The sequence below is a fragment of the Roseburia sp. AM23-20 genome (genome assembly GCF_003470905.1).
GTDB classification, from domain to species: domain Bacteria; phylum Bacillota; class Clostridia; order Lachnospirales; family Lachnospiraceae; genus Roseburia; species Roseburia rectibacter.
In genome coordinates, this window is sequence record NZ_QRHS01000011.1 from 89,858 (window position 1) to 116,720 (window position 26,863).

Below are 26,863 nucleotides of genomic sequence, written 5' to 3' on the forward strand. Positions count from 1 at the left end.
AGAAAAGGGATATGTATTTTTGTTTAATAATTCACAGATTTTAAAATGCATCAGACAGATTTTTAGACCAAATTTTTCAGGTACATGTTTTTAAAATTAAGTGATATTTGAATCCAAAATATTTATTTTTTTGATAAAAATGACAAAATACTGTAATAGAGGGAAAAACGCCTTGTAAACTCTCAAAACGTATCTTATAATAAATATCATTAAAGTCTGTATCAGGGAAGGACATGCTTTAAAAAAGGCATCGTCACAAACGGATGGCAGGCAACGAAAACATCAGGAGGAAGAAGATCAATGGATCATGAGAAAGTAATTGTCATTGATTTTGGCGGTCAGTACAACCAGTTGGTTGCGAGACGTGTCAGAGAATGCAATGTTTACTGTGAGATATATTCCTACAAGACGGATATCGCGCAGATCAAGGCAATGAATCCAAAGGGAATCATTCTTACCGGCGGTCCGAACAGTTGCTATGAGGCTGATTCACCGACCTGTTCGAAAGAATTATTTGAACTTGGCGTGCCGGTTTTAGGACTCTGCTATGGTGCGCAGTTGATGATGCACGTACTTGGAGGAAAAGTGGAAAAGGCACCTGTCCGTGAGTACGGAAAAACCGAGGTTACGGTCGATACTTCATCGCCGTTATTTACAGGCGTATCGGAAAATACGATCTGCTGGATGAGTCATTTTGATTATATTTCAAAGGTTGCACCGAGATTTAATATTGTTGCGCATACGGCAGATTGTCCGGTTGCTGCTGCAGAGAATCAGGAGAAAGGATTATTTGCAATCCAGTTTCATCCGGAAGTGCTTCATACACAGGAAGGTACGAAGATGCTTCACAATTTTGTACGCAGCATCTGTGGCTGTGAGGGAACCTGGAGAATGGACTCTTTTGTGGAGCATACGATTAAAGAGATCCGTGAAAAAGTCGGTGACGGAAAAGTATTACTTGCCTTATCTGGTGGAGTGGATTCTTCTGTTGCAGCAGGTCTGTTGTCCCGTGCAATTGGAAAACAGCTTACCTGTGTATTTGTAGACCATGGTCTTCTTCGTAAAAATGAGGGCGACGAGGTTGAAGCAGTATTCGGACCAAACGGACAGTTTGACCTGAATTTTATCCGTGTCAATGCACAGGAGCGCTATTATAGCAAGCTATCTGGTGTCACAGAGCCGGAGAGGAAACGTAAGATCATCGGTGAGGAATTCATCCGTGTATTCGAAGAAGAGGCAAAGAAGATCGGAGCTGTCGATTTCCTCGCACAGGGAACGATTTACCCGGATGTTGTTGAGAGTGGACTTGGCGGAGAGTCAGCCGTGATCAAATCCCACCACAACGTAGGTGGTCTTCCTGATTTCGTTGATTTCAAAGAAATCATTGAGCCACTCCGTAATCTTTTCAAGGACGAAGTAAGAAAAGCCGGACTTGAACTTGGTATCCCGGAAAAACTTGTTTTCCGTCAGCCATTCCCTGGACCGGGACTTGGCATCCGTATCATCGGTGAGGTTAATGCCGAAAAAGTCAAGATCGTGCAGGATGCTGATGCCATCTACCGGGAGGAAGTGGACAAAGCAGTAGAAGAGTACACTAAAGCAAATGGCAAGGCGCCATCCTGGATGCCGAACCAATACTTTGCGGCACTCACTAACATGCGTTCCGTCGGTGTTATGGGTGATGAGCGTACCTACGACTATGCTGTGGCACTGCGTGCCGTCAATACAGTTGATTTCATGACTGCCGAATCAGCGGAGATTCCGTTTGAGGTGCTCCAGAGAGTTATGAGCCGAATTATTAATGAGGTGAAGGGCGTCAACAGGGTAATGTATGATTTGACGAGTAAACCACCGGGAACGATTGAGCTTGAATAACGGATTAAAATGCCGAAAGCCTGTATTTATGCGGGCTTCCGGCATTTGTTTTATCAAATGGCTCTAGTTTGGCTCTATTTGTGAGAGCAATAATGGCAAGAAAATAGATGAAATCTAATAAGGAGCATTATATGACGAAAGTGAATTTTTATGATAGTATTAATGATTCAATGCTGAAGTTTGCAGTTATTATTGCCAGACATAATGGTAAATGGGTATTTTGCAAGCACAAGGAAAGAAATACATGGGAGGCACCGGGGGGACATAGAGAAGATGGTGAGGATATTCTTGAAACAGCCAAACGAGAACTATATGAAGAAACAGGAGCAATAACTTTTGATATTACTCCAATTTGTATATATTCTGTGACTGCACCAGATAATTTCGATGGAATGGAGACTTTTGGAAAATTATTCTTCTCAGATATACATACATTTGAAAAAGAGCTTCACAGTGAAATTGAAAAAATAGCAATTATGGATGAACTACCGATTAATTGGACTTATCCAGAAATTCAACCAAGACTGCTAGAAGAAGCGAGACAAAGAGGATTTTTGCCTAAGAAGAATGAAATAAAATGGTTATTTTTTGATGTTGGGTCGACATTGGTTGATGAAAGCAAAGTTTATGAAGACAGGATGAAAAGGATAGCGGATTTATCAGGTTTAACTTACGAGCAAATTTATAAATATGCCATGTCGTTTTATAAAGAAAACAAAAAAGGAGATTTAGAGGTAGCAAGGCAATTGGGGGTGAAATTACCTAAATGGGAATCGCAATACGAGAGGCTGTATACAGATACTAAAGATTGTTTGAAAAAGTTAAGTAGAATTTATAAAATTGGTGTAATTGCAAACCAATCATTAGGAACTTCTGAGAGATTAGAAAATCTTGGAGTACGAAAATATATTGATTTGATTATCGCATCAGCAGAAGAAGGCGTTTCAAAACCTGATAGGCGCATATTTGAAATTGCATTGGAAAGAAGCTGTTGTAAGCCAGAGAATGCAGTCATGATTGGTGACCGTATTGATAATGATATTGTACCCGCAAAACAGTTGGGTATGAAAACTATATGGGTAAAACAGGGATTAGGAAGTTTGTGGAATATAACAGATGAGAGTGAAAAAGCTGATATGGAAATTAATAACTTATCTGATGTATTAAAATATTTATAGGGGATAGGTCTATAAAATAAGATTCAAATTACAATTGTTCTTGCAGAACATATGATATATGTTAGGGTACTCTTTAAGGAAAGTACCCATGACAGGGCGTTAAGTGTCTGGGGGGCTTGCTTAGCGCCGATGACGGCTTATGAGATCATTTCGATTTTCATTGGGATATTAGCATTGTTGATGTCCTTTGGTAGCTTGATTATAGCGTTGCTTGCCTTTCTCGATAAAGAGAAAAGCTCTTCGAGGAAGAGCAGGCGAAAAAATAAAAATGCCTATCCTGTCTGCCAACAGGATAGGCGGTGTCCGTAAGGACATTTCTTTAGCCTAAACTCGGAGCATCCACCTTTGGAGTGGGTGCTTTCTGTTTAATTAGATATTATCATCTTATGTCTGATAATTCAAGAGGTTTCACTAATTTGGATAATTTTTTACAGTAAGGCGGTCAGTGCCTTTTTTGACAACCATATTGTCATCAAGCAGATGTTGCTTGATTTCTTCGATATTTTCATTGATATGCTGCAAACTGTCAGCATACTCTTCTTCTGAATATTGATCTTTAGCATTTATCATATTTTCACGAATTTCCAGAGCTTTCATATAGGTACAGAGTTTTTTTTTGATGAGGTTGTCCTTAAAGGACAGCTTAACAGTAGCAGGATGGTTGGAAGATTCGTGTAACAGATAAAACAGTAACATTTAGCCTGCCGGATATGAATCGGGGTATTCGAGGTAATAAGCTTGGAGATGGATATGGAAAAGCAGAACTAATGGAACGAATTGATGTTGCTATCAGGGATAAGGCTGTTGCAGAAGCCAAGAGAATTGCAGAAGAAAAGGCAAGAGAAGAAGCTAGGCGGATTGTAGAGGCTAAAGCTAAGGCGGAGGCTGAAGCAAGAGAAAAAGCCAGAATTGAAGCAGAACGAAGGGCGGTGTCTGAAAGAGCAGAGCGGAAGAGAAAAGAAGAACTGTCCAAGAGAAAGAGAAAATTGGCATTTGAACGAAATAGTATTCAATTTGAGTATTTTATGGCAAATTCTAATTCTGAGAGTTGGAATCCTGAGTATGCGGAGTATCTGATGGCAGAGAAGATTATCGATTTTGATTCTAAAAGTATTGAAGAGTTATCGAAATCGATTTTAACAAAGGAAGAATTCGAACGAAAGCAGATTGAAGAATTGCAGGAAGAAAATTGCGAGAAGGCGCATGAATTATGGAAGGATACTCTCAATAATATTGATGGTTTAGTATATCCGCACAAGTGGGAATATCTGAACTATTTAGAAGAGATAAGGTATCGAAAGGTGTCTACATTTACCTTGCAACAGGTAAAAGAACCAATTCTAACTTTTGGGGAATTTGGTGAAATGATGGAGCGTGAAAGTGCTATACCTGTGGAAACAGTAGGAAACGTTCAGGATGCTGTAGTGGTAGAGGAGGCAGAAGAAACAATAGGTACAGAAAAGAATCAGGCAGAAGAGCTTGAGGTTCAGGATATTTCAATACTGGAATCAACAGTAGAAGAGGTGGCTGTCATTGAACAAGCTGTTGAAAGACCGGTAACTATGGAGGAACGGGCAAAAGAAATATCATCTGTTATCCGTAATAATTATGGCAGATATGATAATGTGCCAGTAAAGGTAAAAGCAGAGCTATTCCAATTTTCTGTTGATGATTTTGAAGCGGATATGAAACTGCATTCATTGGTGTTAAAAGAGCTTAATGTGAAAATGTATAGTTCAGAATTGTATGATGATTATATGAGCATTGCGGATGAAACGGATAAGAAGCCTGTTGAGGAGCAGAATGTGAATTATTACAACAATAAAAAACGTTGGAATAGGAGTAGGTAGGAAGAATTATTGACAAGATGGACAGGTATTTTATTGACTAATAATATCTGTCCTTTACATATATTTAAGAGATTGAAAAAATCAATTTCAGATTGAAATAAACTGGATTTGATGATATAATGAAAAAGAAATGATAAATAGTTGTAATGATACGAAAGGGATTAATAATGGCAATCAGATACAACAAATTATGGAAGAAATTAATAGATGAAAATATGATGAAAGTTGACCTTAGAGATCAGGCTGGAATTACAACAAATGCACTGGCAAAACTAGGAAAGAATGAACATGTAAGTACGCAAGTTTTGGAAAAAATATGTAAAGTATTGCATTGTGAGATACAAGACATTATGGAATTCGTTCCAGATGAGGAAAGGGAAGAAAAGTAATATGGCTAAGAAGAAAACAGTTGAAAAAGCATTGAACTTAGATAGTATTTTATTTAATTGTAGAGATTACTTACGTGCGGCACGTAACTCCGGCTCATTCTTTGAAAAGAGAGATATGATGCTTACACTCGTGTTCTTGAGATTTATTGGAGAAAAGTATGAAGATGGAATTGAAAAGTTAAAGCAAACACTGATAGAACAGGGATTAGATCCGGAAGATGAAAATATTAGAGCAGCCTTTTTTGATGATGCTACTTTCGCAGATGGAACGTATAATTTACCACCAGAAACAAGATGGTCGACAATTATTAATACACCAGCTCCCGGATTAAATGTTGCACTTGATACTGCTTTGCAGAGACTCGAGGAAGAAGATCCACAATTAAAAGGTTGTTTTGTTAAAGGAACATTTACGGCACGAAATCTTGCTGCAAATGATATAAAGAAAATTGTTGATGAAGTAAACAAAATCAGCCATAAGGCATTTGGCGAAGAGAAGGATCTTATTGGACGTGTATACGAATACTTTCTTAAAGAATTTGCAGTAAATGCTACAAAAGAAGAAGGAGAGTTTTATACGCCTCATGACGTGGTTCAATTGATTGCAACTATGATTGAACCTTATGATGGCACTTTATATGATCCTTGCTGTGGTTCAGGCGGTATGTTTATTCAGAGTGCTGAACTTGTAAAGTCAAAGCAGGGAAACTTAAATGGTATCAATGTATATGGTCAGGAAAAAGAACCGGCTACATATCGCCTTGCGAAAATGAATTTGGCTTTGCGTGGAATTAGCCATAATCTAGGAGAAGAAGCAGATTCATCATTTACACATGATTTACACAAGGGGTTACACTTTAACTATATTATGGCAAATCCACCTTTTAATCTGAAAGGCTGGTATAATGACAATTTGAAAAATGACGGTCGTTGGTCTGACTATCAAACGCCACCTGAAAGCAACGCAAATTATGCATGGATTTTGCATATACTTTCACATTTGAAGAAAGCTGATGGAGTAGCAGGATTCCTTCTTGCGAATGGTGCGTTGAATGATAGTGATACATTGGAAATACGTAAGGAACTGATTCAGAATGATAAAATTGAGGCTATCGTTGTTCTACCAAGAGAATTGTTTATTACAACAGATATCAGTGTTACTCTTTGGATACTGAATCAGAATAAAAAAGGCGGAAAATATCATGGAAGAAATCTCCGAAACCGCGAGCATGAGATGCTCTTTATGGATTTACGCCAATGGACAGAAAATGCTGTTAAGGGTGAGAGCAAAAAGAAAGTTCGGTTGGATACAGAACAAATTGAGAAGTCAGCAGATATTTATCACACATGGCAATGTGAGGGAACTGATGGAGCAGCCTATGAGATGCCAGAACTTTACCGTAGTGTGTGCATTAATGAAATTGAAAGTAAAGGTTGGGCACTTACACCAAGCAAATATATTGAGTTTATTGACCATGATTTAGAAATTGATTATGAAAAAGAAATGGCTCGTATTCAATCTGAAATGAAAGAGGTTATGAAACAAGAAAAGAAATCCCAGCAGATGCTGGAGGAAGCATTTAGGGGGATTGGATATGGGATTGACTAAATATAAAATCGGAGAATTGATAGAAATAGTTGATGAAAGAAACAATCTTGGTATTAGAGATTTTTTTGGAATCAATATTCATAAAGAGTTTATGCCTACTGTTGCAAATACTGAAGGTTTAGATGAAACTAAGTATAAAGTGGTTAGAAAGAATCGTTTTGTTTATAGCGGGATGCAAACAGGTCGAGATGAATGCATTAGAGTAAGTATGTACAACAAAGATGTTCCGATATTGGTATCTCCTGCATATACAACGTTTGAAGTTGTTGCGACGGATATCGTTAATCCGTTGTATTTCTTTATGAAATTTCTTTCTAAGGAAAAGGATAGATATGGTGCTTTTTGTAGTGATGGAAGTATTCGTTCAAATCTGGATTGGGATGTGTTTTGTGATATTGAACTTGAACTGCCGCCACTATCAATTCAACAAAATTATGTAGATATCTATAATGCTATGCTGGAAAATCAGAAAAGCTATGAGCGTGGCTTGGATGATATAAAACTTGTTTGTGATGCGTATATTGAAGATTTGAGGCGAGAGATGCCTTGTGAAGCAATTGGTTTCTATATAGAAGAGGTCAATCAAAAAAATATTGGTAATCTCAAGTTGGATTCTGTACGAGGTATAGCAACAAGTAAAGAATTCATCAATACTAAAGCTAATATGGAGGGAGTTTCTCTAGAAAATTACAAGGTAGTAGAGCCTGGAATGATTGCTTTTATTTCTGACACTTCACGAAGAGCAGATAAAATGTCGATAGCTTTGAATCAGTCGGAAGAGAACTATTTAGTATCGTCAATATCAACTGTAATACAAACTGATAATACTAAACTACTTCCTAAATATTTGTATTTATTTTTTTGCAGAACAGAATTTGATCGTTATGCCCGTTTTCATTCGTGGGGGAGTGCAAGAGAAACATTTAGCCTTGATGATATGAAAGAAGTACGAATGCCACTTCCATCTATTGACGTTCAAAAATCCATAGTTGGTATCTATGAAGCATACACAATACGAAAAGAGATTAACGAAAAACTCAAAGCACAAATAAAAGACATCTGTCCAATTCTTATTAAAGGCTCAATAGAAGAGGCGACAAAAGCAAAGGAGGCATAGTCTATGGCAAGATTAAAAGAATACAATGGTCATTATTGTGAATCAGAATATGAATATGCCTTCATTGAATTTTTAGAAGCGGAAGGTTGGAAGTATTCTTCTGGCAATAATATCTCTCGTGTCACAAAAAGAGATGTACTGATTGCTGATGATTTCAAGAAGTTTATAGCAGACACCAACCCGGATTTGACAGAAGACGAGGTGACACAGATATATGATAATGTCCGTCTTGTAGGTGCGGAAAGTGATTTTGCTACTTTGCATAAAGTATATGGCTGGATGGTAAATGGTGTTCAGTTTACGCCGCAAGATAGATTGCCAAGAATGATACCGCTTATTGAGTTTGATAATTGGGATAAGAATATCTTCCGTGTAGTGAATCAGTTTACAGTGGAATATACAAACAATGGTCAAAAAGAAAATCGTAGAGCGGATGTGCTTTTGTTTGTAAATGGTATACCTCTGTGTGTCATCGAGTTGAAAAATCCCGCTGATGCGAATGCGACTATTTATGATGCTTGGGAACAAATTAATATTCGATACTGGAGAGATATTCCACACCTTTTACATTATTGCCCTTTGGCTTGCATTTCAGATGGTGTGAAAACAAGATTAGGTACAGTACGTACACCTTACGAGCATTTTTATGCTTGGCGTAGAGTAAACGAAGGAGATGTTGTATCCACTCTTCCTTTTGCAGAAACAGAAACTATGATAAAGGGTATATATACACCAGAGCGGTTCGTGGAGATTTTTAGGGACTATATCTATTTCCAAGATAGTATTTACGACTGTGATGAAGTAGAAATCGTATGCCGATATCCTCAGTTCTTTGCAGCAAAACTTTTAAAACAAAGTATTGTAAATTCTGTTGTTACTAGGAGTGGTAAAGGTGGTACATATTTTGGAGCAACCGGATGTGGAAAAACATATACGATGGCTTTTCTTGCACGTCAGCTTGCACTTCGTTGTACTGATATTCCGGAAATCGGTTCACCAACAATTATATTAATTGTTGACAGAGATGAACTGCAAAAACAAGGTTCAAAGCTTTTTACAAAGAGTAAAGAGTTTCTTAATCTGGGAGAAGTATCTGTTGTAAAAAACAGAACACAATTAAGGCAGGAGCTTGGTGCAAGACAAAGTGGTGGTTTTTATATTTGTACCATTCAGAAATTCTGTGATAGGGAAGATGATAAAATCGGACTTATCAATGATAGGCAGAATATTATATGTTTTTCAGACGAGGCTCACAGAACTCAGCTTGAACATTCTAAGAAAATTCAATTTAGTAAAGATGCCGATGAAAACATGAAAGCTATGGTTTCAAAACCATATGCAAAAGTATTGAAGGAAGCATTTCCACATGCTACTTTCGTTGGTTTTACCGGAACGCCTATTGCGGAAACTTATCAGACCTTTGGTGATGAAATTGATCGATATACAATGGATCAGGCAGTTGCAGATGGACTTACTGTTTCCATTAAGTATCATCCGCGTATTGCAAAGGTATTGCTTGATAATAAAAAAGTAAAAGAAATTGAGAATTATTATAAAAAATGTGCAGATGATGGTGCAACATATGAGGATATCGAAGCAAGTAAGAAAGCAATGAGCTCTATGGAAATAATTCTTGGTGAGCCTTCCAGACTTGAGCGTCTTGCTACAGATATCCACAACCATTATGTTGCGTCTTGTGCAGGTGATCCGGATAGAATACAAAAAGCAATGGTTGTATGTTCTAATAGAAAGATTGCTTATGCATTATTACAAAAGTTTAAGGATAAATACCCGGAATGGTTTGAGGAAAAGAAATCACCGGATGGGGTTTCTGTAACAGAAGAGGAACTGAAAGAATTGAAACCAATGCCATTTATGGCAATGGTATCCAGTGTTGGCAGTAATGATGAAAAAGATATGTATGATTATCTTGGCGGAGTTAAAAATGATAAGCGTTCAGAAGAATTGGATGCTGCTTTTAAACAGGAAAAATCAAATTTCAGTATTGTCATTGTTGTAGATATGTGGATTACGGGCTTTGATGTTCCTTGCCTTACATATTTATATAATGATAAACCTCTCAAAAAGCATTTGCTGATACAGACAATAAGCCGTGTAAACAGAAAATATCCGGGGAAAGAATATGGTATGGTTATCGACTATATTGGTATTCGCGACAATATGCGTGAAGCTATGAAGGTATATGGAGGAGATACATCTGTTGCACCGACATCCGATGATGTTGAGCAGGCTACATCAGTGTTTAGAGAAGAACTAGAAGTGTTGAAAAACATGTTCACAGGTTATGATTTATTACCGTTTTTAAATCCGGAATGTGATCCTATAGAACGATACAGACTCCTTGCAAAAGCAGCGGAATATGTATTTGTATCAACAGAAGAATTACAGTCGGAAGGAAATAAAGGTGTTCAGAAAGTTTCTTTCAAAACCTACTTTTTAAAGACAGTAAAACGAATGAGGGCAGCTTTTGATATTTGTCAGCCTTCCGGTTATCTTGGGGAAGAAGAATCTGCACTTGCACAATGCTTTATGGCTATAGCAGGTTTTGTTCGTAAGATGAGCGGAACAAGTGAAGTAGACACTGATACGATGAATCGTGCAGTTTCAAAGATGGTTGAAGAAGCATTAAAATATAATCAGGTGGAAAGTGTTCTTGAAAGCGGAGAGGAAGAAGATATTTTTTCTCCGGAATATTTTGAAAAATTATCTGATGTCAAAATGCCGGCAACTAAATTGGAACTTCTTGTGAAAATGATCCGTAAACAAATTAAGGAATATGGAAAAGTTAATCAGTTAGCTGCAAAATCATTTCAGGAAATGTTGGAAAAGACGATTGCAGAATATCATGAAAGACGTAAACATCTTACTGCTGAAGAAGCCGGTGAGACACAGGAAAAGGCATCAGAGGATATCATTAAGATTGCAACGGAACAGGCTTTAGCTATTCTTCGTCAGATGAACGAAAATAGAGAGAGTTTTCGAAAAATTGGCTTAACATTTGAGGAAAAAGCATTCTATGATATTTTGATTTCTCTGCGTGACCAATATAGCTTTGAGTACGGAACAGATAAAGAGGTAGATGGTGTTGCAGTCAATGATAAATGTAAAGCATTAGCTAAGAAGATAAAGGATATTATTGATACAAAATCCTCATTTGCTGATTGGCTCAATAATCAGAATGTTCGTAACCAATTAAAACTTGATATAAAAATCTGCTTGGTGAAGAATGGTTATCCACCACAGTATAGTCCGGAAGTATTCAATAAAGTTATGGAACAGGTGGAGAATTTTGAGGAGTATTCCATAACAGAAGATATAGGAAATGAAGTAGATAATTCTGCAAAGATTTATCAATATGAGCCAGAGTATAAGGTGATGAAGGTTGCGGAAGATTCGATACATTATGGTGATTCAAAAAATAATCAGTAGGAAGGCGTTGAAGATGAAGTACATTTTTTTCTATGATGAAACAGAGCATAGTAGAAAGATTAATTATGAAACTGTTACCGCGAATAATTACTATGATAATTTCATAACAGGAATTGTAGGGTGGAAAGCAGAAGATGATGAATGTATTTCTGACAGATACCTTGCTTTTGAATCGAAGTATGATTATAGAAAAAAAGACGGAGAATTAAAGAGTCAGACTATGAAAGTAAAAGATTTTAGGCTTGGGTTTGCTTCTCTTAATAATCATACGATTGAGTTATATGAAGACCTTGTATCACTATTTGACGAGAAAATAATTATTTATTTCTCTGTGTTTAGCAAAATAGAGTATGTTATTAGCCAGCTGTTTGTAAATTATCATAATTCTATGTTTGTTGATATTGATTACATGAAATACTCAATAATTAAGGCTATCAATGTATATCGACCACAAAATGTGATAGAAGCAATTTATAAAGAGCCACAAATATTTGTTAAAGAACTACGGTCTTTTTTAGAAGATAGGATTATTAAAAATCAAGCGAATACTGCTTTGAAAGAGCATGAGAATCAAGCATTTCAGGAAATACTTTTACTGCTTGAGGACACAGAGGTACCCGAAACATTAGATTGGTCCTATTTTGCACCTTTTGATGGATTTAAGAAATTGTTGACAGAGATGAATGTTAATGAATATCAGTTGATGATTGACCGAGAAGGAAAAGAATCGCATACATTGAATTCTGCAAAGAATGTAGGACTTAAAAATGTCATCGAAGAAGATTCTAAGGATTATATTGGAATCAGAATGGCTGATATGCTTGCTGGATTGATATCTCGATTGATGCAATCATTGAAGATATCGTTAACTGGAGATTATAAAGATGGGAAAATGAAGAAGACACTTTTAGATTCGGGCTGGTTTGCATTGAATCAAAGACAGCTTGATTTGTATAAAAAATTATATCGGGTAATTTGTGAGATTAATGACTATTGGTACAAATCTTTTTCTGGAATTTATTCGGATGATTTAGTGGCTTTTGTAGCACTTCTTCAATTTATGAATCAATTTTCAGATGCAGATGAGATTCGTAATAGTAAGATAGAAATGCAACCAGAATATTATAATGCTTTTGTCTGCGAGAACTTGAACGAACGTTATAAAATAATGAGAAACAAATTACCGATTGATCCTATAGTAGAAGATGACAAAAATTATTTTTATAATCAAAGAGGTGCAATGGTTTATAAGAATATTAATAAGCAACCCATGTTGCCATTACATAGTGGACAAAATGAGTTTTATGTTCTTTCTGTTGGATTTTCACAGAATGGAACTCCATTAGTAACAATCTCTGAAAATGATAAGCCTATATGTTATAGGTTGCCGAATGAGTACAGTGATTGGACTATGACTGTTGCTGGGTTTTCCAGTATGGGTGAAAGATTATTTCCATCAAAAGTGTTATTTTCATTAATTGGTGGAAGGTATTTGGTTGATATTTTATAGATTTTAGGCATTTTAGAAATTTAAATATATAGTTTTGAAAAGTAGGTGAATGAATGGAAAAGATTTTTTCGTATAATGTAGATATAGACAAAACAGCATATATGAATTGGAGAACCAGACAGCATCAACCCATTCATGATATGATGATTATTGCTGATGGATACATGAAGGCAGCGATAATGCTTGCACAAGATTGTTTGCAGGATAATGGAGATAAAAAGGCGGATATTGTAGTTTTCCCAATGCTGTTTTCGGCAAACCATGCAATAGAGTTGTATCTAAAATCTATAAACTGGTCTTTGGATATGTTGCTGAACATGAAAGAGTCATTTTGTGGAGGTCACGATATCAGGCAAATATGGAACACAGTAAAGAAACGTATGATAGGTTTTGAAACCGATAAAGAACAACGAAAACAATTTAAGGAAATGACAAAAGAACTGGACGACTATATTTTAGAATTATATGACAAAATAGATAAAGATCATAATGCTAATGCAAAGATGAAAAATATGGATTTTTCACGGTATCCGTTTAATGCCGATGACGAATATCATTTTTATATCGAAAATTATGGAAATGAAGTTGTTGATTTAGAGATGTTTGTGGAGATATTCAAAAAGATAGGTGATAACTTAAATTGTATTGCTGGATATTATGAAGAAATGGCAACATTTGTTCCTGATTATGATAGAGAGAAGGAGTGACACCGAATGATATATATATATACAGAAAAAAAAGATTCCAACGACTGGATACTTCAAAACGATTTGTATTTCAATTTGAATACAAGTAATGAAGAAATGTCCCAATATGAAATAAATCTCATTCAGAAAGTAGATGAGGCAAAGCTGACACCAGACAAGCACATTGAAACAAAATATGGTTTAGGTACAATCCGTAATTTGTCATCTGGCTGCAAGACATTACTTAATATCGTAAAGCATCCTGATAAGGTAGTAAATGTAGAAGAATGTGGTCCGAATGTACTTAGAATCATTTTTTCTATGGATAATATAAAAATTTACATGTCCAGACCAACGCTTTTTGATATCCCGGATGATGTGCAAATCAGATTCAATGATTCTGATATAGTGACCGGAGGGAGAGGTTATAATGCCTGGTGGAGTAAGGAGTATGAAAGGAGAGAAGCAGATGATTTATAAGAATATTACATTTAAAGCAGATCCATTTTCATACGATTTAGAATTTGATGACAGGATTACTCTTGTTGGTGGAGATAGTGGTACTGGAAAAACAGTGCTTTATGAAATGTTAGAAGATCTACGATTAACTAATGAATACAAAGCTATAAAGTTGTTTAACTACAAATCAGATAATTTCTCAGAATCGATTGAACAGTGCAGAGATAGTTTTATTGTAGTCGATAATGCAGATAATTTGATTAATGATGAGATCAGACGTTTTATTAATTTTGAGCCGTCGAATCAATATATGCTTTTCCTACGAAATTGTGATGGCCTCAATGTTTCAGATAAGAGTTTTAAGGTGCTGAAGTTTGGCAATAATAGGATAACACTGGAAGAGGAGTTGTGATATGAAATATTTATGGACAGAAGACACTGGTGCTGGACTCCACTTCTGGAAGTTAGTCAATCAGCTTTTCTTTGATGATGCACTTGTGGTCGAAAGTAAAGAAAGCAATCAGGGCTTATTGGATGCATTGGCAGAGATAGACATTAAAGAGGACGATAAGTATTATATTGCGTTTGATTGTGTGGTTGATAATCAGGATATTCGTAATAAGTATCGTATGTTGAAATCAATAGAAGATAAGGCAGAAGGGAAGATTATCATTCTGGATATGATTTGTTTTGAATACCTGATTCTTGCTTTTGATAAGCTGGTGGCATGGACAGGTACCGGAAAGACAGATAAAATCAAAATTCGTGAAGAGGTTTTATCAGCAATTGAGAATCATAGAATCAACTTGTCAAAGATTGATGATGAGAAGACATTACAGTACTTGGCAGGTTTTAAGAGATACTCTACAGAGCGTGTGATGAAATCATTGGTGGGTGAATTTACACAAAACGAGAAGTGGTCTGTTAAGGGGCAGCTTATGGGTGAATGCTGGTATAAGGATTGTTGTGTATCTGAACATACGGATAGTCTTAGGTGTGGAAAGCCTGAGATTGATGATGGTAGTGAGAAGATGAGGATGTTGATAAAGTCGGAGGAAGTACAAAGAGTGATTGGAGAAGGCATTATTTAAAAATATATCTACTTAACAATTGATAGCTGTATTGTGAAAAGGAAGTGAAGATTTGAAGATTACACATGTAAAAGTATGCAATTATAGGAATTTAAGGAATATAGACATAGGCTTAGCAGAAACAGTTGCAATTATAGGAGAAAACAATAGTGGTAAGAGTAATTTCTTAAAAGCAATTACGCTTCCTTTTTTAACCGATGATAATACACATATCAGTAAGAAATTATCATGGTCTGATATAAATAATGAAACTAAAAAGTGTTATTACAATAAAATTATTGAAAACCAGAATAAAATTAAGAATGACGAGATTACTATTGAGCAATTTGTAGAATTATTGCCAATAGTAAGTGTTGAAGTTAATATTCAGGCAAGTGGTGCGGAGGAGTATTATGTCAAGGATTTGTCATATGAAATTAGAGATGGGAAAATTCAATATGGTATAAAATATGAGTTTGCACCTAAGAGTTGTGAAGATATATTCAGAATGGTAAAGGAAATTGTATCTGAGAATGAAATCAATGATGCGAATTTGAATGAGGTTAAAATGAATCTCTTACCAGTAGAATATTATAATTACTCAGTAAAGGTTTCTGATGGCAGTAATATATCATATGACACATTAAAGCAGTTCAAATATGAGGCTCTTGAGGCAGAAAGAGACGATTTTTCAAGAACTAAAAATCAATTAGGTTCAAAATTTTTGGTTGATTTATTGAAAGATGGACTTTCAGATCAGGATAAATTAAAAATAGAAAAAGAATATAGCCATTTCTTTGAGTCTTTAAAAAAAATTAGTGATATCAATGACATAATAAACTGGCAAGATACATCGGAGCTAAAAGAGGCAAAGAAGTTTTTTTCACATATTAATATTCTTCCTAATATGCCACCAATGCAATCTATTTTAAACAGTGTAAGATTAGGGTATTCAGAAGAAGAACTGTCAATGCAAGGGTTGGGACATCGTAACTTAGTATTGTTGTTTGTTCTGATTAATTCGTTGATTGGTAAAAATTCGGATACTGCTCTGAATGTTTTGACGATTGAAGAACCAGAAGCTCATTTATGCATTAACAATACTAGATTGATGGTCAGTTTTCTAAAAGCATTTACAGATAAGAATAAAACTGTTCAGTTATTCTACTCCACGCATAGTACTGAATTTATTAATAAAATGAATTTGAAAAATGTGGTGGTTTTACATAAGGGAAAAGCATTTTCGTTTGTTGACGAATTAGAAGATGAAGATATAGCATATTTAGCAAAGAATCCTAATTTGGATCTTTTTAAGCTTTTTTTCTCTAAGAAATGTGTTTTGTTTGAGGGAATATCAGAAGAATTACTAATTCGCTCTTATATTGACTCGCAAGTATCTTTGAGTGAGATTGAATTGCTATCATTCCATAAGGGATTTGAGAAAATAATGAATATTTGGAAAAAAATCAATGAAGGTTCAGGTAACAAATTGGGCATTATACGAGATTATGATGACCAACCTGATGCAAAGAAACGACATGATAAGTATAATGATGATAAAGAAATATGTGTTAGGACAACAGAGTATTATACCTTAGAACCGGAAATTGTAAATACTGGTGACAACTTTAATATTTTGAAGGAAAAATATGGAGAAGTTTTCGGTTGGAGTAATATGACAGCTGAGCAGCTTACAGAAGCATGGAAAAATGCAAAAGCATCAGATATGTTTACTATTTGTAAGGATTTAGCTAGTGGTGGATTAGAAGGATTTCAAATGCCCAAACATATTCAAGATGTATTAGATTTTCTTTCTCAAGAGCAGGAAGAGGGGTTATAAAGTGGAAATAAATATAGCGGGGGCCGGAGCAGGAAAGACTACAAAGATGTCAGATAAAATAATACTTCTTCGTAATCAAATAGATGAGAATAAGAAAATATTTTGCGTTGCGTTTACTAATAGTGCCGTAGATTGCATTCGTAGAAAATTATGTGAACATTATGTACAAATCCCGGAAAATATAATAGTGAGTACGATTCATTCATTTCTGTATAGAGAAATAATAAAACCGTATTATCATTTACTTTATGGAAAGAAATATGAAAAAATTTCTATTTCGGATTTACCCCAAGATGCAAAGTATAAAAATGCAAAGATTAAAAGACTTGATGAGTTGAATGTACTTCACCAAACAGTAATTCCTGAACATGCTAAATGGGTGTTATGTAAAAAATCAAAGGACACAAAAAGTATAAAGAATGGCAGAGTAATCATTAAAAATGCAATTGCAAAATATTGCGGCGCAATCTGTATAGATGAAGTACAGGATATAGATAAGCATATGCAAGAAATTATAGAAGAATTAAGTAGAATGGGAATCCCCATGTTGCTGATGGGAGATCCAAAACAGGATTTAAAAGGTTTTAAATGCTTAAGGAATCTTATGTCTATATACAAGCAAAATGTTAGATATATATCGGAATGCCATAGATGTCCGCAATTACATTTAGAACTGTCAAATCGTTTAGTAGATGAAAATGAAAAACAGAAATCTGAAAAAGATTCCAGACAATTGTCAATATATTATGAAAGTGAAATTGATTGTCGCACGTTAATTGAAAGTCAAAAATATGATTTGATGTATATATCCCAGAAGCAAGGGGTATATGAAACGCATGACTACAAGAAAAATAATATGAGAGAGAATTTAGCGGAAGAGCTTGAACCATTGTTGTCTGAGAATCATCCAACCAAAGATACTCTGACAGTAAAAAAAGTAGCGTATTATTATGCTGGGAAGATGATTGAAAAGTACAGGAATACGGGAAAGAAAAAAGATGCAATGGCATTACTGAGCAAGTGTGAAAAAATAGATTCAAGAAGATATGGCATTATCATAAATATTTTTGAAGACGAAAGCCCAATAAAACAGGAAGATAAGATTTTTGTAAAATCAATAGACTACATAAAGGGAATGGAGGGTGAGAAGTGTTTGTTTATTCTTACTAACGATTTGGCGGCATATTTATTTGACGATAATACCGAGATGAATAAGACCAAGAATAAGCTTTATGTAGCACTTACTCGTTCGCTAAATGAATTGTCGATGTACATATTAAAAGAAGTTGAGAATAAATACACAAAGAAGAGAATACAGGATTTTTTTGAAGGATACCTTTGAATGTGAAGGAGAGAAGGTATTATAAGTAATTTAGGTGGATAGGGAATAGCTTTGATGGTAAAGATTTCATTTGGATTGGTAAATGAGCGGTGCGAATTAACAAATGCAGGGGCATTACTTGCGGATGAAAGTCCGATTCGTTGTTCAAGATTATTTTGTACAAGGTGGAATGGATTAAATAAAAGTGGTGGCGCAGTTGATGCGTTAGATGATGTGGAGTATTCAGGTAGTGTTATTTCACTGATTGAAAATGGAGAGGCATTCATCAAGCGTAATTGTAAAATGAAGTGGCGTAAGATTGCAAATTCAAGAGAAGAAATGCCGGAGTATGTAGAGCGAAGTTATCACGAAGCACTTGTTAATGCTTTGGCTCACCGTGACTATCTGGTGAATGGAAGTGAAGTGCATATTGACATATATGATGACAGAATGGAAATTTATTCCCCGGGAGGAATGCCGGATGGTTCCATGATTCAAGACAGAGATCCATTTACAGTAGCTTCTACCAGAAGAAATCCGGTTCTTGCCGATGTATTCAACCGGCTTGGATATATGGAGCGTAAAGGTAGTGGATTTGGAAAGATTATCAGTGGATATGAATTTCAAATTAATTATAATGAGAGTAAAAGACCATCATTCCGCTCAGACAGATATGAGTTTACTGTAGTGATGCCGAATCTGAACTATGATGTCCCTCAAAATTTTGAAGGAAATGAGACAATGTCTGAATCAATGTCCGAATCAATGTCCGAATTGGAAAGGACAAGAATGCAGATAATTTTGCACTATCTCGATACAAATAAAGAAATAAATAGCTCTATTGCAGCAAAATTATTGAAAGCGGAAATAAAGACGGCAAGTCGACTGTTATCGAAGGCAGCAAAATTGGATATTCTTAAAAGTTACGGAAAAACAAAGAATAAAGTATATTTTAGAGAATAATGCAAATGGATGCTAAAAATGTTCCTCGGGCTAGGGAACAAATTAAAAAAGAACATGAAATAAGGATAAAAGATGAAAGTAAAATTAGAAGACATAATCGAGGCAATGGAATTTGCCGGTATGGAAACAGAATATTATTATGATACCCAAAACGAAAAAGTTCTGATGTTGTTTGATGGAATGGTGGATGGTGAGGACAATCCGGAACTTTTTGAAGATATCAAAGAGGGATTTGTTGAGGATTATATACCGTTACCGGGACAATACGATATCAACGAGTATCGAATAATGGAAGAGTTTATATACGAGCTTCCGGAGGGAAAGAATCAGAATGTATTGGCAGGGGCAATCCAGGGAAGAGGCGCTTTTAGAAGATTTAAGGATAAATTGTATGACTTGAATCTGGAGAAACAGTGGTACCAATATCGTGATGAAGCTTATGAAAAAATAGCAAGGCAATGGTGTGAAAGACATAAGATTGATCTTGTTGAATAAAAGAAAGAGGTAAATTGTGAGTGATTTCGAAAAAAACAGAGTATTGGCATTATATAAGATTCTGACAGCATATACAGACGAACAACATCAGATTTCTATGCAGGATATTCTGGTTCACATGGATGCAGAAGGTTATTACTGTAGTGAAGACAGTATTCTGCGATATATAAAACAATTAAGAAATGAATTAGGGGTAGATGTAATTTCCGGTCGTGGAAGGAATGCTCGTTATTTCATTGGAAACAGACTTTTGGAAAAGGAAGAGATGAAACTTATTATTGATTCCGTTAATGCGTCTAATTTCATTGAGAAAAGTATTGCCACCAAAATGATTGATAAATTGAAATATACTATGAGTCTGTATGATGCGGAAGAACTGGATAGAAGCGTGTTAGGGATTAATATTGCAAAAGCAGAGAATAAGAAAATTCTCTATAATGTAAATTTGATTCAGGAAGCTCTATCTAAGGGGGTTCAGATAAGTTTTGATTATATGGTGTGGGATAGAAATAAGAAGTTGGTAAAAAAGTCGGATAGACGATATAACATGAACCCCTGGGCTTTAATATGGGCAAATGATAGGTATTATTTGTATGGATATGATGTAAAAGAAAAAGATGGTGTATTAAGTGAAAGAAATTATAGAGTGGATAAACTTGATAATATCAAGTTGTCCGATATACCAAGAGCTGGTAAAAGCCAGTTCCGTATTTTTAATGCTAATACATATGTTTCAAGACGGATGGGTATGTTTTCAGGAAAAGAACAGGTAATAACTGTGAGAATTCCGGATACGTTAGTTGGCCCTTTTATAGATCAATTTGGTAAGAGGATTACAATTTCGGAATACACAGAGGGTATGTTGTTAGTTACTTTTAATGCAGTTGCGTCTGTTATCTTGCTTGGATGGTTATTAGGATTACAATATGTAGAGGTATTAGAACCACAGAGTGTTAGGAATGCTATGACTGATTTGATAAAACAAAATATGGAAATATATTCTAAAAAGAATTGACGCAAATATGCGGCAATTCTTTTTCCGTTCTATGATAAAATTATATATAATTTTACTGTTACCAATCATGCAAGAAATAAGCAACCACAAGGAGGTTTGGTGTTGAAAGATTACTTATTAGATGTTATGCAACAACATGAACATGGTTTGTATATGTGCGAATTACCAACGGGCAATGGAAAAACTTATGATTCGGCACGGGCAATGAAAGAATATGCGGATTCAATTGGTGATGATACCAAAATCATTTACCTGACAACTTTAAATAAGAATTTACCAGAAGATGCATTGAGGGCGGCATATGGGAGTGAGGAGCTTTATAAGCGTAATATATTGAGATTACGCTCTAATTTTGATGAGGTTGTAGAAAAAATTCTTGAGATTGAAGTGCCGGAGGAAATGAAAACGGATGCGTATCTTAAATTATGCAAGGATGTTTCCCTTTATCGTAATGCTGTGGAAAAAAGATATGCCGATAAGGAATATATAAAAGAATTGGCTGACAGAATAACAGAAGGGGACAGGCAGCTTCGATATGAAATTACTAAACATTTAAAGAATAGATTTCAAACAAAGACACAGCGAAAAAATGCTATTAGAACTGATGCTAAATATAAATGGATTGGGCAATTATATCCTGCAGTATTTACAGACGATTACAAAATAATATTAATGAGTGTCAGTAAGTTTATGAAGAGAAATTCTATTCTTATTGATTCCAGTTATGAGTTTTTGAATTCGGATTTAATAGAAAACGCAGTAATTGTTATTGATGAATTTGATGCAACGAAGGATACTATACAAAGTGAGCTGATTGATAAGTCATTGGCAATGCAGGAAGACTATATACAGTTGTTTCGTCAGATATATCGTACTTTGAATCCAAACGATTTTTCTTCCAGTATGAGACAAGCTATGGATGAGGTTGAAAAATTAGGGAATAGAAATACATTTACAACACTAATGGATGAAGCAAGAGAAATTGCAGAGAATTATCATGTAAGGTTAAGTATAAAAACCAAAGAAGATTTAGTGGATCAGAGACAGATTTTCTTGTTTAATGATGGTTCATTCCATACGGTTTTAAAAGAAGGGGCACAGTATATCCGCTCATCTTTAAATAAAGAAGACAATCGTATTGATGTTTTCTTTGAGGGGAAAGATGATTTTTTCAAGAACAGAAACAAAGAGAAGGATATTGTGTTATATAGCTTATTGCGTGAGATTAATGTATTTCTTTTGCATTTTAGGTTATTTTCTATAGAATGGGCAAGAAATTACATGGAAATTATAAATAGCTCCAGAAGCGGTATCATGGATGCGATGAATTTGGAGAATGCTATTAGTACAATCCTAAAAAGATTAGAATTAACTAATAAGCAAAGAGATTTGTTGATGGGTGAAACTTGCCAAATGATTAGAAATAATCGTGAACTGATATTGGAGGATAGAAGCTTCTATCAAGTTGGCATGGAGTATTATGAATTTGAGGATAATGATTCTCATCATGACAATACAAATCTTAAATTTGTTAAGGTATATGATACTCCTGAAAAAATCATGTTATACCTTGCAGGAAAAGCAACTGTGTTTGGGATATCGGCAACTGCTGAAGTTGATACAGTTGTTGGAAATTATGATTTGAGATATTTGAAGGAGCGGTTAAAAGACAGGTTTCATAAGACGCCGGGTTATTTAAAGGACAAAACAAGAACTGCATTAGAAAAAAGATGGAGCGCTTATGCAGATGGCGAGATAAATGTACATGGGGAAGTAATCAGCAGTAATATACAAGGATTCAATGCAGAAGATTATTGCAAAACATTTATGGATGCAGAATTTGCACGTTATGCTTCAAACATTATCACCAATATAACAGATAACGAATATCAGATAATAAGATACTGCAATGTACTTCAATCAATGTGTATTTTTAATAGGAATGAAGATATTCAATCAATGTTGTACTTGGGAATGGCATTGCCGAAAAAGAACAATCCCGGCATGGATGAAGGCGTTCTGCAGCAGTTGTTTGAATATTCTCAGATGGAGACACAGCAGAGTAATAGTAGTGTTTGTTTCTTGAAAAGCGACAATTTTGAACAAGATAAGGAAGAATTGCAGCAGCGATTGTCATGTGGAGAAAAGATATTTGTTATGTCATCTTATCAGACTATAGGTGCTGGACAGAATTTACAATATAAGATTCTGAAAGGTAAAAAAGTTGTTCAACTGGGAGAGTTTGCCGAAGGTGACAAGAGATTCTTATATAAGGATTTCGATGCATTGTATCTGGGAAATATAACTAATATGACAGTAAATACATATCAGGATGAGACAATAACATCTCATGATTTGTTGCAGATGTTGTTTCAAATTGAGGAATTATACGAGAACGGTGAAATGAATTATTCTGAAAAGGACCAAATGTTAAAGCTTGCGTTTCGTTCTTATACAGGAAGTGACCAATTCACTTTAAACAAGTTGTATAAGTTAAAGAGTGTAGTTGTGCAAGCTAGCCGAATGGTTTTACAAGCAGTGGGGCGTATGTGTAGAACATTTGTAAAGAGTCCTAATATATACTTGTTTGTTGAGTCGGAACTGTTAGAGAAATTGTATGTTGGTGAAATAAATAAACGTATATTATCACCTGAAATGAAAGCAATTGTATCTATGCGAGAGACAATTGGAAAGGATTATCTTCCGGACGAAAACCTTATGCTTAATAAGGCGGAAAAGATATCCTCGGTTGGTCTTTGGACGATTCGAAGAATGTTGGCAAAGGATTGGACTATTGAAAGTATGCAGTTGTGGGAACAGTTAAGGTCGTTGGTATTACAGTATCCGACGGCAAGTACATATGACTGGCAGAATAATGAATATCTTCAAAAACTTTATATTACAAGTGGAGAAAAGCGGAACCAGTATATTTACTCACAGTATTCAGATTTCAATGATGTTACTATAGATTTTGGAAACGACAAGGTGGCATTTAAAAACAGTAAAAGAGCTAAAATAAAGGGGAATTCTGATGAAGTTGCTATTTATGAAATGAGTGAAAAGGAATCCGGTTTGCAGGCGATACTTAGATATCCCGGAATGAAAGCTCATTTTGAAGAAATGGGATATGCATTGAAATTTGAAATGAATGAATATCTTCTTAGTCCAGTGTTGTTTCATAATATTTATAAAGGTGCATTGGGCGAAGTGGCTGGTAAGTTTATATTGAAAAGAGAATTGGGAATTGAATTATCACCAATAACAGTGCCGGAATATTTTGAATTCTTCGATTATAAGCTATCTGATGATGTGTATGTTGATTTTAAGAATTGGAAGTTTACATATGTGCAGGATAGAGACGAAATCAGAAAAGATATATTGAGAAAGTTGGAGGCTATAGGGGCTAAACGGGTTTATATCATAAATGTTGTATCAGATAAAAATTACAAGCCGAGTGCCATAGTGGATCAGTGCTTGGTGGAGATTCCGATGCTTATAAGAGAAGATGGTACAGTTTGTTATGAAAATTTACATATGATTTGTAAGGAGGATTTCGAAAATGTTAACTAACAGAATTAATGTTACCTACAATATAGAAAATATTGATGCTGACTTTGATATTTTTAGGGTCGAGAAGTCTAATAAGGATTATTACAAATACAATATCTTAGATTCGGCAGTATATGAATTTAAGGCGGCAGCAGTTCAGTGGACCTTTGGCGCAACTGCATTGGTGCTGTTCCGTAAGGGTGAGGTGACAGAAAAGCAATTTAAAGAAAGTATTATGAAAGAGTATGAGGATGTAAAAATCCAAAAGATTGATTTGTTTGATAGCGAGCAGTGCAATAAATGTTTTTATTTTGAAAACAGATTACTTGCACAACTCCTGATAAATTCAATGAGAACGCCTAAGCATGAGGCTTTTATGTATAATAATCTCACAGGTAAGCTTTTCTATCATGACCCATCATGGAGACATAAAGATAAATTAACAGGTAAGGTGAATTTTATCAGATTCTTGGAGATTGTTATTGATCCAGGGATGTATCTCAATTTGGAACATAAAACTTTCAAGAGATATGATCGAGAAAGTAACGGATTGTATGTAATAGATTCAAAGACTGGTGAGTTTAGAAAAAAATTAAAGACAGATACAAATGTCATTACATACAAGGAAGGTTCCTTGCCGCATAATCACTTTAGAGTAGATAATTTTGATATATCTGATATTGCACATTTTAGGAAAAGTAAGATGGGCGTAATGGAGCAGTTTTTAAGAGATGTGAATGATAATCTTTCTAAATATATGTCCATAGACATTGTGGAGAGGGAAGATGCACAAGAATTTGATATCTCCAATTTGGAAAAGAGGGGAATATCAGAGTTTGAATATGGTGAAATGTTACAGAAAAAGGGTGTTGTAATTGTAGATGAAAATAACTCTGAAGTATCAAAGGATATTGTAGCAAAGCTCCAAGAGGAGTTGGAGAAGTATTATCATGTAAAGGCAGCGGTAGGAAATCTTTCGGAAGAAGCATATAATATCAGAATCATTCATGATGGTGAATATTATGCTGAAAATGAGATGCATGATCTACACAGTGATAACTTAAAAGGATATATTGTACAGCATATAACAGAAGAGGCCGAGCATTTTACAAATACAAAGGGAAGTTCTCCAGATATAAAGAAGATTGTTCAGGAACTTATAATAAAAGGTGATGTAAGAGAACGCATGATTTCAATTTTTGATTGGGAAAGACTTGATTCTGGAAAAGATTGGACCTTTGTTCTTAGAAAGAAGATAAAAACAAAATACGGTGAAAATGCAGCGCATATAAATCATGTTAATAAAAAGGCACTCAATTATTTCCAATATTATCGTTTGGAAATTGATTGCAATGGTGAAATGAAATTTGATACATTTTGTGATAGTAATCAAGATGAAGCAGAAGAGTGGAACAAGATTTGTTATGCATATGATTTTGTAGAAGACAAACATCGTGGTGCACAGAATCCGGTAGAAGGATTAATGTATTCGGATATTGATAATATTCATGCCATATTGTTAACACGCGAAAAGACATTGCCTAATATATCAGCATTAATGAATACACTTATGGAAACGGATGCAAAAGAAAGAGTTTCAAAAGAATTATTATTGGAAGCAATAGATGATTTTGAAAAAGATAATATTGATTCAAGGGAATGCATTTCTGAATGGAAAAGTAAGGTGGCTGCAGAAACAGAAATGATTACCAAGAAAGCAATGAAAAAGATTTTAAATATGCGCACAGGGATTGCATCAAAATTCAATAGGTTTTTACATGAAAAGTATGGAGTCTGGATTGATGGCGAGCTGAGAAAAGGGGAATTTGAAGCGACTTACCAAATTGGAAATCTCTTAAACATCAAGTACGAATACAATGAGAAAGACTACTTAGATGGACGTACATTTGTATATTATGTGGGGGCTAAGAGTAAGAGATTAGCATATCCAAATGCTTGTTGTATGCGTAAGGTGATTTCTTTGGGAGAAGAACTTGAATATGAGGAGGCTCTTCCGTTGATGGCAGTAGAATTTGTGCGTAATAGTCAATATACGGTTCTTCCATTTCCGTTTAAGTATTTGAGAGAATATATTGAACAGTGCTAATTTTAAAGAATCTGTTGCATGTCATCCTAATCCAAACTATAATAATCTCGTGGCAACAGATTGGCAACGTCCATTCAGTAGGTCAAAATAAATAGTGTAATTGATATAGAAATATGGTAAGTACGTAATCATCCGTATCTGTCCGCAACTATATTTTTCTGATACACTCTTTTCATAACAAAGGAAGGAAACTGTATCATTATGAAAAAAGATGAAAAAATCACTCTGTGGTCTGAACGAATCCATGAATTTCAATCCAGTGGGAAGACTTGCAAAACATGGTGTCAGGAACATCACGTTCCAGTCTCTACAATGAATTACTGGATGCGCAAGCTGAAAAAATTGGACGAACAATCAGATACAGATATGATTTTTGCAAA

Annotated in this window: 21 protein-coding genes; 20 read left to right on the forward strand and 1 reads right to left on the reverse strand. The window is 35.1% G+C overall.

Annotated elements, in window-relative coordinates; translation table 11 throughout:
- Positions 1–300 precede the first annotated feature (300 nt).
- Together guaA and DW650_RS10290 are read left to right on the forward strand one after the other, a co-directional pair.
- Positions 301–1,875: a glutamine-hydrolyzing GMP synthase gene (guaA, locus tag DW650_RS10285; protein ID WP_118209841.1), complete on the forward strand. Its 1,575-nt coding sequence runs from the start codon at positions 301–303 to the stop codon at positions 1,873–1,875.
- A 131-nt stretch (positions 1,876–2,006) separates the two neighbouring features.
- Entirely contained in the window at positions 2,007–3,053 is a 1,047-nt protein-coding gene (locus tag DW650_RS10290) for an HAD-IA family hydrolase (RefSeq protein ID WP_118209842.1), read from the forward strand.
- A gap of 411 nt (positions 3,054–3,464) precedes the next feature.
- Here the strand turns inward: DW650_RS10290 and DW650_RS10300 are convergent, their stop codons facing one another.
- Complete coding sequence (locus DW650_RS10300) at positions 3,465–3,749, reverse strand: hypothetical protein (protein ID WP_243102929.1); 285 nt, start codon at positions 3,747–3,749, stop codon at positions 3,465–3,467.
- A 71-nt stretch (positions 3,750–3,820) separates the two neighbouring features.
- Between DW650_RS10300 and DW650_RS10305 the strand changes: the two genes are divergently transcribed.
- The 18 genes from DW650_RS10305 to tnpA all read left to right on the forward strand — a co-directional run.
- Positions 3,821–4,903 (forward strand): hypothetical protein, encoded by a 1,083-nt coding sequence (locus tag DW650_RS10305; protein ID WP_118209843.1) that lies wholly within the window; start codon positions 3,821–3,823, stop codon positions 4,901–4,903.
- Between the two features lie 167 nt (positions 4,904–5,070).
- Positions 5,071–5,292, forward strand: coding sequence for a helix-turn-helix domain-containing protein (locus DW650_RS10310; protein ID WP_117997817.1), 222 nt, complete (start codon positions 5,071–5,073; stop codon positions 5,290–5,292).
- A gap of 1 nt (position 5,293) precedes the next feature.
- On the forward strand, positions 5,294–6,901 hold the full coding sequence (locus tag DW650_RS10315; RefSeq protein WP_118209844.1) for an N-6 DNA methylase: 1,608 nt from the start codon (positions 5,294–5,296) through the stop codon (positions 6,899–6,901).
- The gene (locus tag DW650_RS10320; protein WP_118209845.1) at positions 6,888–8,018 is read left to right on the forward strand and encodes a restriction endonuclease subunit S; all 1,131 of its coding nucleotides are present in this window, start codon (positions 6,888–6,890) and stop codon (positions 8,016–8,018) included. Before DW650_RS10315 ends, DW650_RS10320 begins: the two co-directional genes overlap by 14 nt.
- A 3-nt stretch (positions 8,019–8,021) precedes the next feature.
- Positions 8,022–11,468 (forward strand): type I restriction endonuclease subunit R, encoded by a 3,447-nt coding sequence (locus DW650_RS10325; protein WP_118209846.1) that lies wholly within the window; start codon positions 8,022–8,024, stop codon positions 11,466–11,468.
- Positions 11,469–11,481: 13 nt separating this feature from the next.
- Positions 11,482–12,978 carry a DUF3800 domain-containing protein gene (locus tag DW650_RS10330; RefSeq protein ID WP_118209858.1) on the forward strand — a complete coding sequence of 499 codons (1,497 nt, stop codon included), beginning with the start codon at positions 11,482–11,484 and terminating at the stop codon, positions 12,976–12,978.
- A gap of 53 nt (positions 12,979–13,031) precedes the next feature.
- Complete coding sequence (locus tag DW650_RS10335; RefSeq protein ID WP_118209847.1) at positions 13,032–13,685, forward strand: hypothetical protein; 654 nt, start codon at positions 13,032–13,034, stop codon at positions 13,683–13,685.
- 6 nt (positions 13,686–13,691) lie between these two features.
- On the forward strand, positions 13,692–14,144 hold the full coding sequence (locus DW650_RS10340; protein ID WP_014079044.1) for a DUF4869 domain-containing protein: 453 nt from the start codon (positions 13,692–13,694) through the stop codon (positions 14,142–14,144).
- On the forward strand, positions 14,134–14,535 hold the full coding sequence (locus DW650_RS10345; RefSeq protein ID WP_014079045.1) for an ATPase: 402 nt from the start codon (positions 14,134–14,136) through the stop codon (positions 14,533–14,535). Before DW650_RS10340 ends, DW650_RS10345 begins: the two co-directional genes overlap by 11 nt.
- A gap of 1 nt (position 14,536) precedes the next feature.
- Positions 14,537–15,214: a hypothetical protein gene (locus DW650_RS10350; RefSeq protein WP_014079046.1), complete on the forward strand. Its 678-nt coding sequence runs from the start codon at positions 14,537–14,539 to the stop codon at positions 15,212–15,214.
- 52 nt (positions 15,215–15,266) lie between these two features.
- On the forward strand, positions 15,267–17,033 hold the full coding sequence (locus DW650_RS10355; RefSeq protein WP_118209848.1) for an ATP-dependent nuclease: 1,767 nt from the start codon (positions 15,267–15,269) through the stop codon (positions 17,031–17,033).
- A 1-nt stretch (position 17,034) separates the two neighbouring features.
- Positions 17,035–18,375 carry a UvrD-helicase domain-containing protein gene (locus tag DW650_RS10360; RefSeq protein ID WP_118209849.1) on the forward strand — a complete coding sequence of 447 codons (1,341 nt, stop codon included), beginning with the start codon at positions 17,035–17,037 and terminating at the stop codon, positions 18,373–18,375.
- Between the two features lie 54 nt (positions 18,376–18,429).
- A complete protein-coding gene (locus DW650_RS10365) occupies positions 18,430–19,317 on the forward strand; it encodes an ATP-binding protein (RefSeq protein ID WP_014079049.1) in 888 nt (295 codons plus the stop codon).
- Positions 19,318–19,389: 72 nt separating this feature from the next.
- On the forward strand, positions 19,390–19,812 hold the full coding sequence (locus DW650_RS10370) for a UPF0158 family protein (RefSeq protein WP_014079050.1): 423 nt from the start codon (positions 19,390–19,392) through the stop codon (positions 19,810–19,812).
- A 16-nt stretch (positions 19,813–19,828) separates the two neighbouring features.
- Positions 19,829–20,827, forward strand: coding sequence for a helix-turn-helix transcriptional regulator (locus tag DW650_RS10375; protein ID WP_199654248.1), 999 nt, complete (start codon positions 19,829–19,831; stop codon positions 20,825–20,827).
- Between the two features lie 102 nt (positions 20,828–20,929).
- Positions 20,930–24,397 carry a hypothetical protein gene (locus tag DW650_RS10380; RefSeq protein WP_118209850.1) on the forward strand — a complete coding sequence of 1,156 codons (3,468 nt, stop codon included), beginning with the start codon at positions 20,930–20,932 and terminating at the stop codon, positions 24,395–24,397.
- Positions 24,387–26,483 (forward strand): hypothetical protein, encoded by a 2,097-nt coding sequence (locus tag DW650_RS10385; RefSeq protein ID WP_014079053.1) that lies wholly within the window; start codon positions 24,387–24,389, stop codon positions 26,481–26,483. The genes DW650_RS10380 and DW650_RS10385 overlap by 11 nt, the downstream gene beginning before the upstream one ends.
- Positions 26,484–26,684: 201 nt before the next feature.
- A partial coding sequence (tnpA, locus tag DW650_RS20770) for an IS66 family insertion sequence element accessory protein TnpA (RefSeq protein WP_442969834.1) occupies positions 26,685–26,863 on the forward strand: 179 nt, incomplete at its 3' end.

Excerpts from the sequence above, each read along its gene's own strand:
- DW650_RS10365 (WP_014079049.1), top strand. The coding sequence starts at position 18,430 with ATGGTAAAGATTTCATTTGGATTGGTAAATGAGCGGTGCGAATTAACA.
- DW650_RS10340 (WP_014079044.1), top strand. The coding sequence starts at position 13,692 with ATGATATATATATATACAGAAAAAAAAGATTCCAACGACTGGATACTT.
- DW650_RS10350 (WP_014079046.1), top strand. The coding sequence starts at position 14,537 with ATGAAATATTTATGGACAGAAGACACTGGTGCTGGACTCCACTTCTGG.
- DW650_RS10290 (WP_118209842.1), top strand. The coding sequence starts at position 2,007 with ATGACGAAAGTGAATTTTTATGATAGTATTAATGATTCAATGCTGAAG.
- DW650_RS10320 (WP_118209845.1), top strand. The coding sequence starts at position 6,888 with ATGGGATTGACTAAATATAAAATCGGAGAATTGATAGAAATAGTTGAT.
- guaA (WP_118209841.1), top strand. The coding sequence starts at position 301 with ATGGATCATGAGAAAGTAATTGTCATTGATTTTGGCGGTCAGTACAAC.
- DW650_RS10315 (WP_118209844.1), top strand. The coding sequence starts at position 5,294 with ATGGCTAAGAAGAAAACAGTTGAAAAAGCATTGAACTTAGATAGTATT.
- DW650_RS10335 (WP_118209847.1), top strand. The coding sequence starts at position 13,032 with ATGGAAAAGATTTTTTCGTATAATGTAGATATAGACAAAACAGCATAT.
- DW650_RS10370 (WP_014079050.1), top strand. The coding sequence starts at position 19,390 with ATGAAAGTAAAATTAGAAGACATAATCGAGGCAATGGAATTTGCCGGT.
- DW650_RS10305 (WP_118209843.1), top strand. The coding sequence starts at position 3,821 with ATGGAACGAATTGATGTTGCTATCAGGGATAAGGCTGTTGCAGAAGCC.
- DW650_RS10330 (WP_118209858.1), top strand. The coding sequence starts at position 11,482 with ATGAAGTACATTTTTTTCTATGATGAAACAGAGCATAGTAGAAAGATT.
- DW650_RS10310 (WP_117997817.1), top strand. The coding sequence starts at position 5,071 with ATGGCAATCAGATACAACAAATTATGGAAGAAATTAATAGATGAAAAT.
- DW650_RS10385 (WP_014079053.1), top strand. The coding sequence starts at position 24,387 with ATGTTAACTAACAGAATTAATGTTACCTACAATATAGAAAATATTGAT.
- DW650_RS10345 (WP_014079045.1), top strand. The coding sequence starts at position 14,134 with ATGATTTATAAGAATATTACATTTAAAGCAGATCCATTTTCATACGAT.
- DW650_RS10325 (WP_118209846.1), top strand. The coding sequence starts at position 8,022 with ATGGCAAGATTAAAAGAATACAATGGTCATTATTGTGAATCAGAATAT.
- DW650_RS10300 (WP_243102929.1), bottom strand. The coding sequence starts at position 3,749 with ATGTTACTGTTTTATCTGTTACACGAATCTTCCAACCATCCTGCTACT.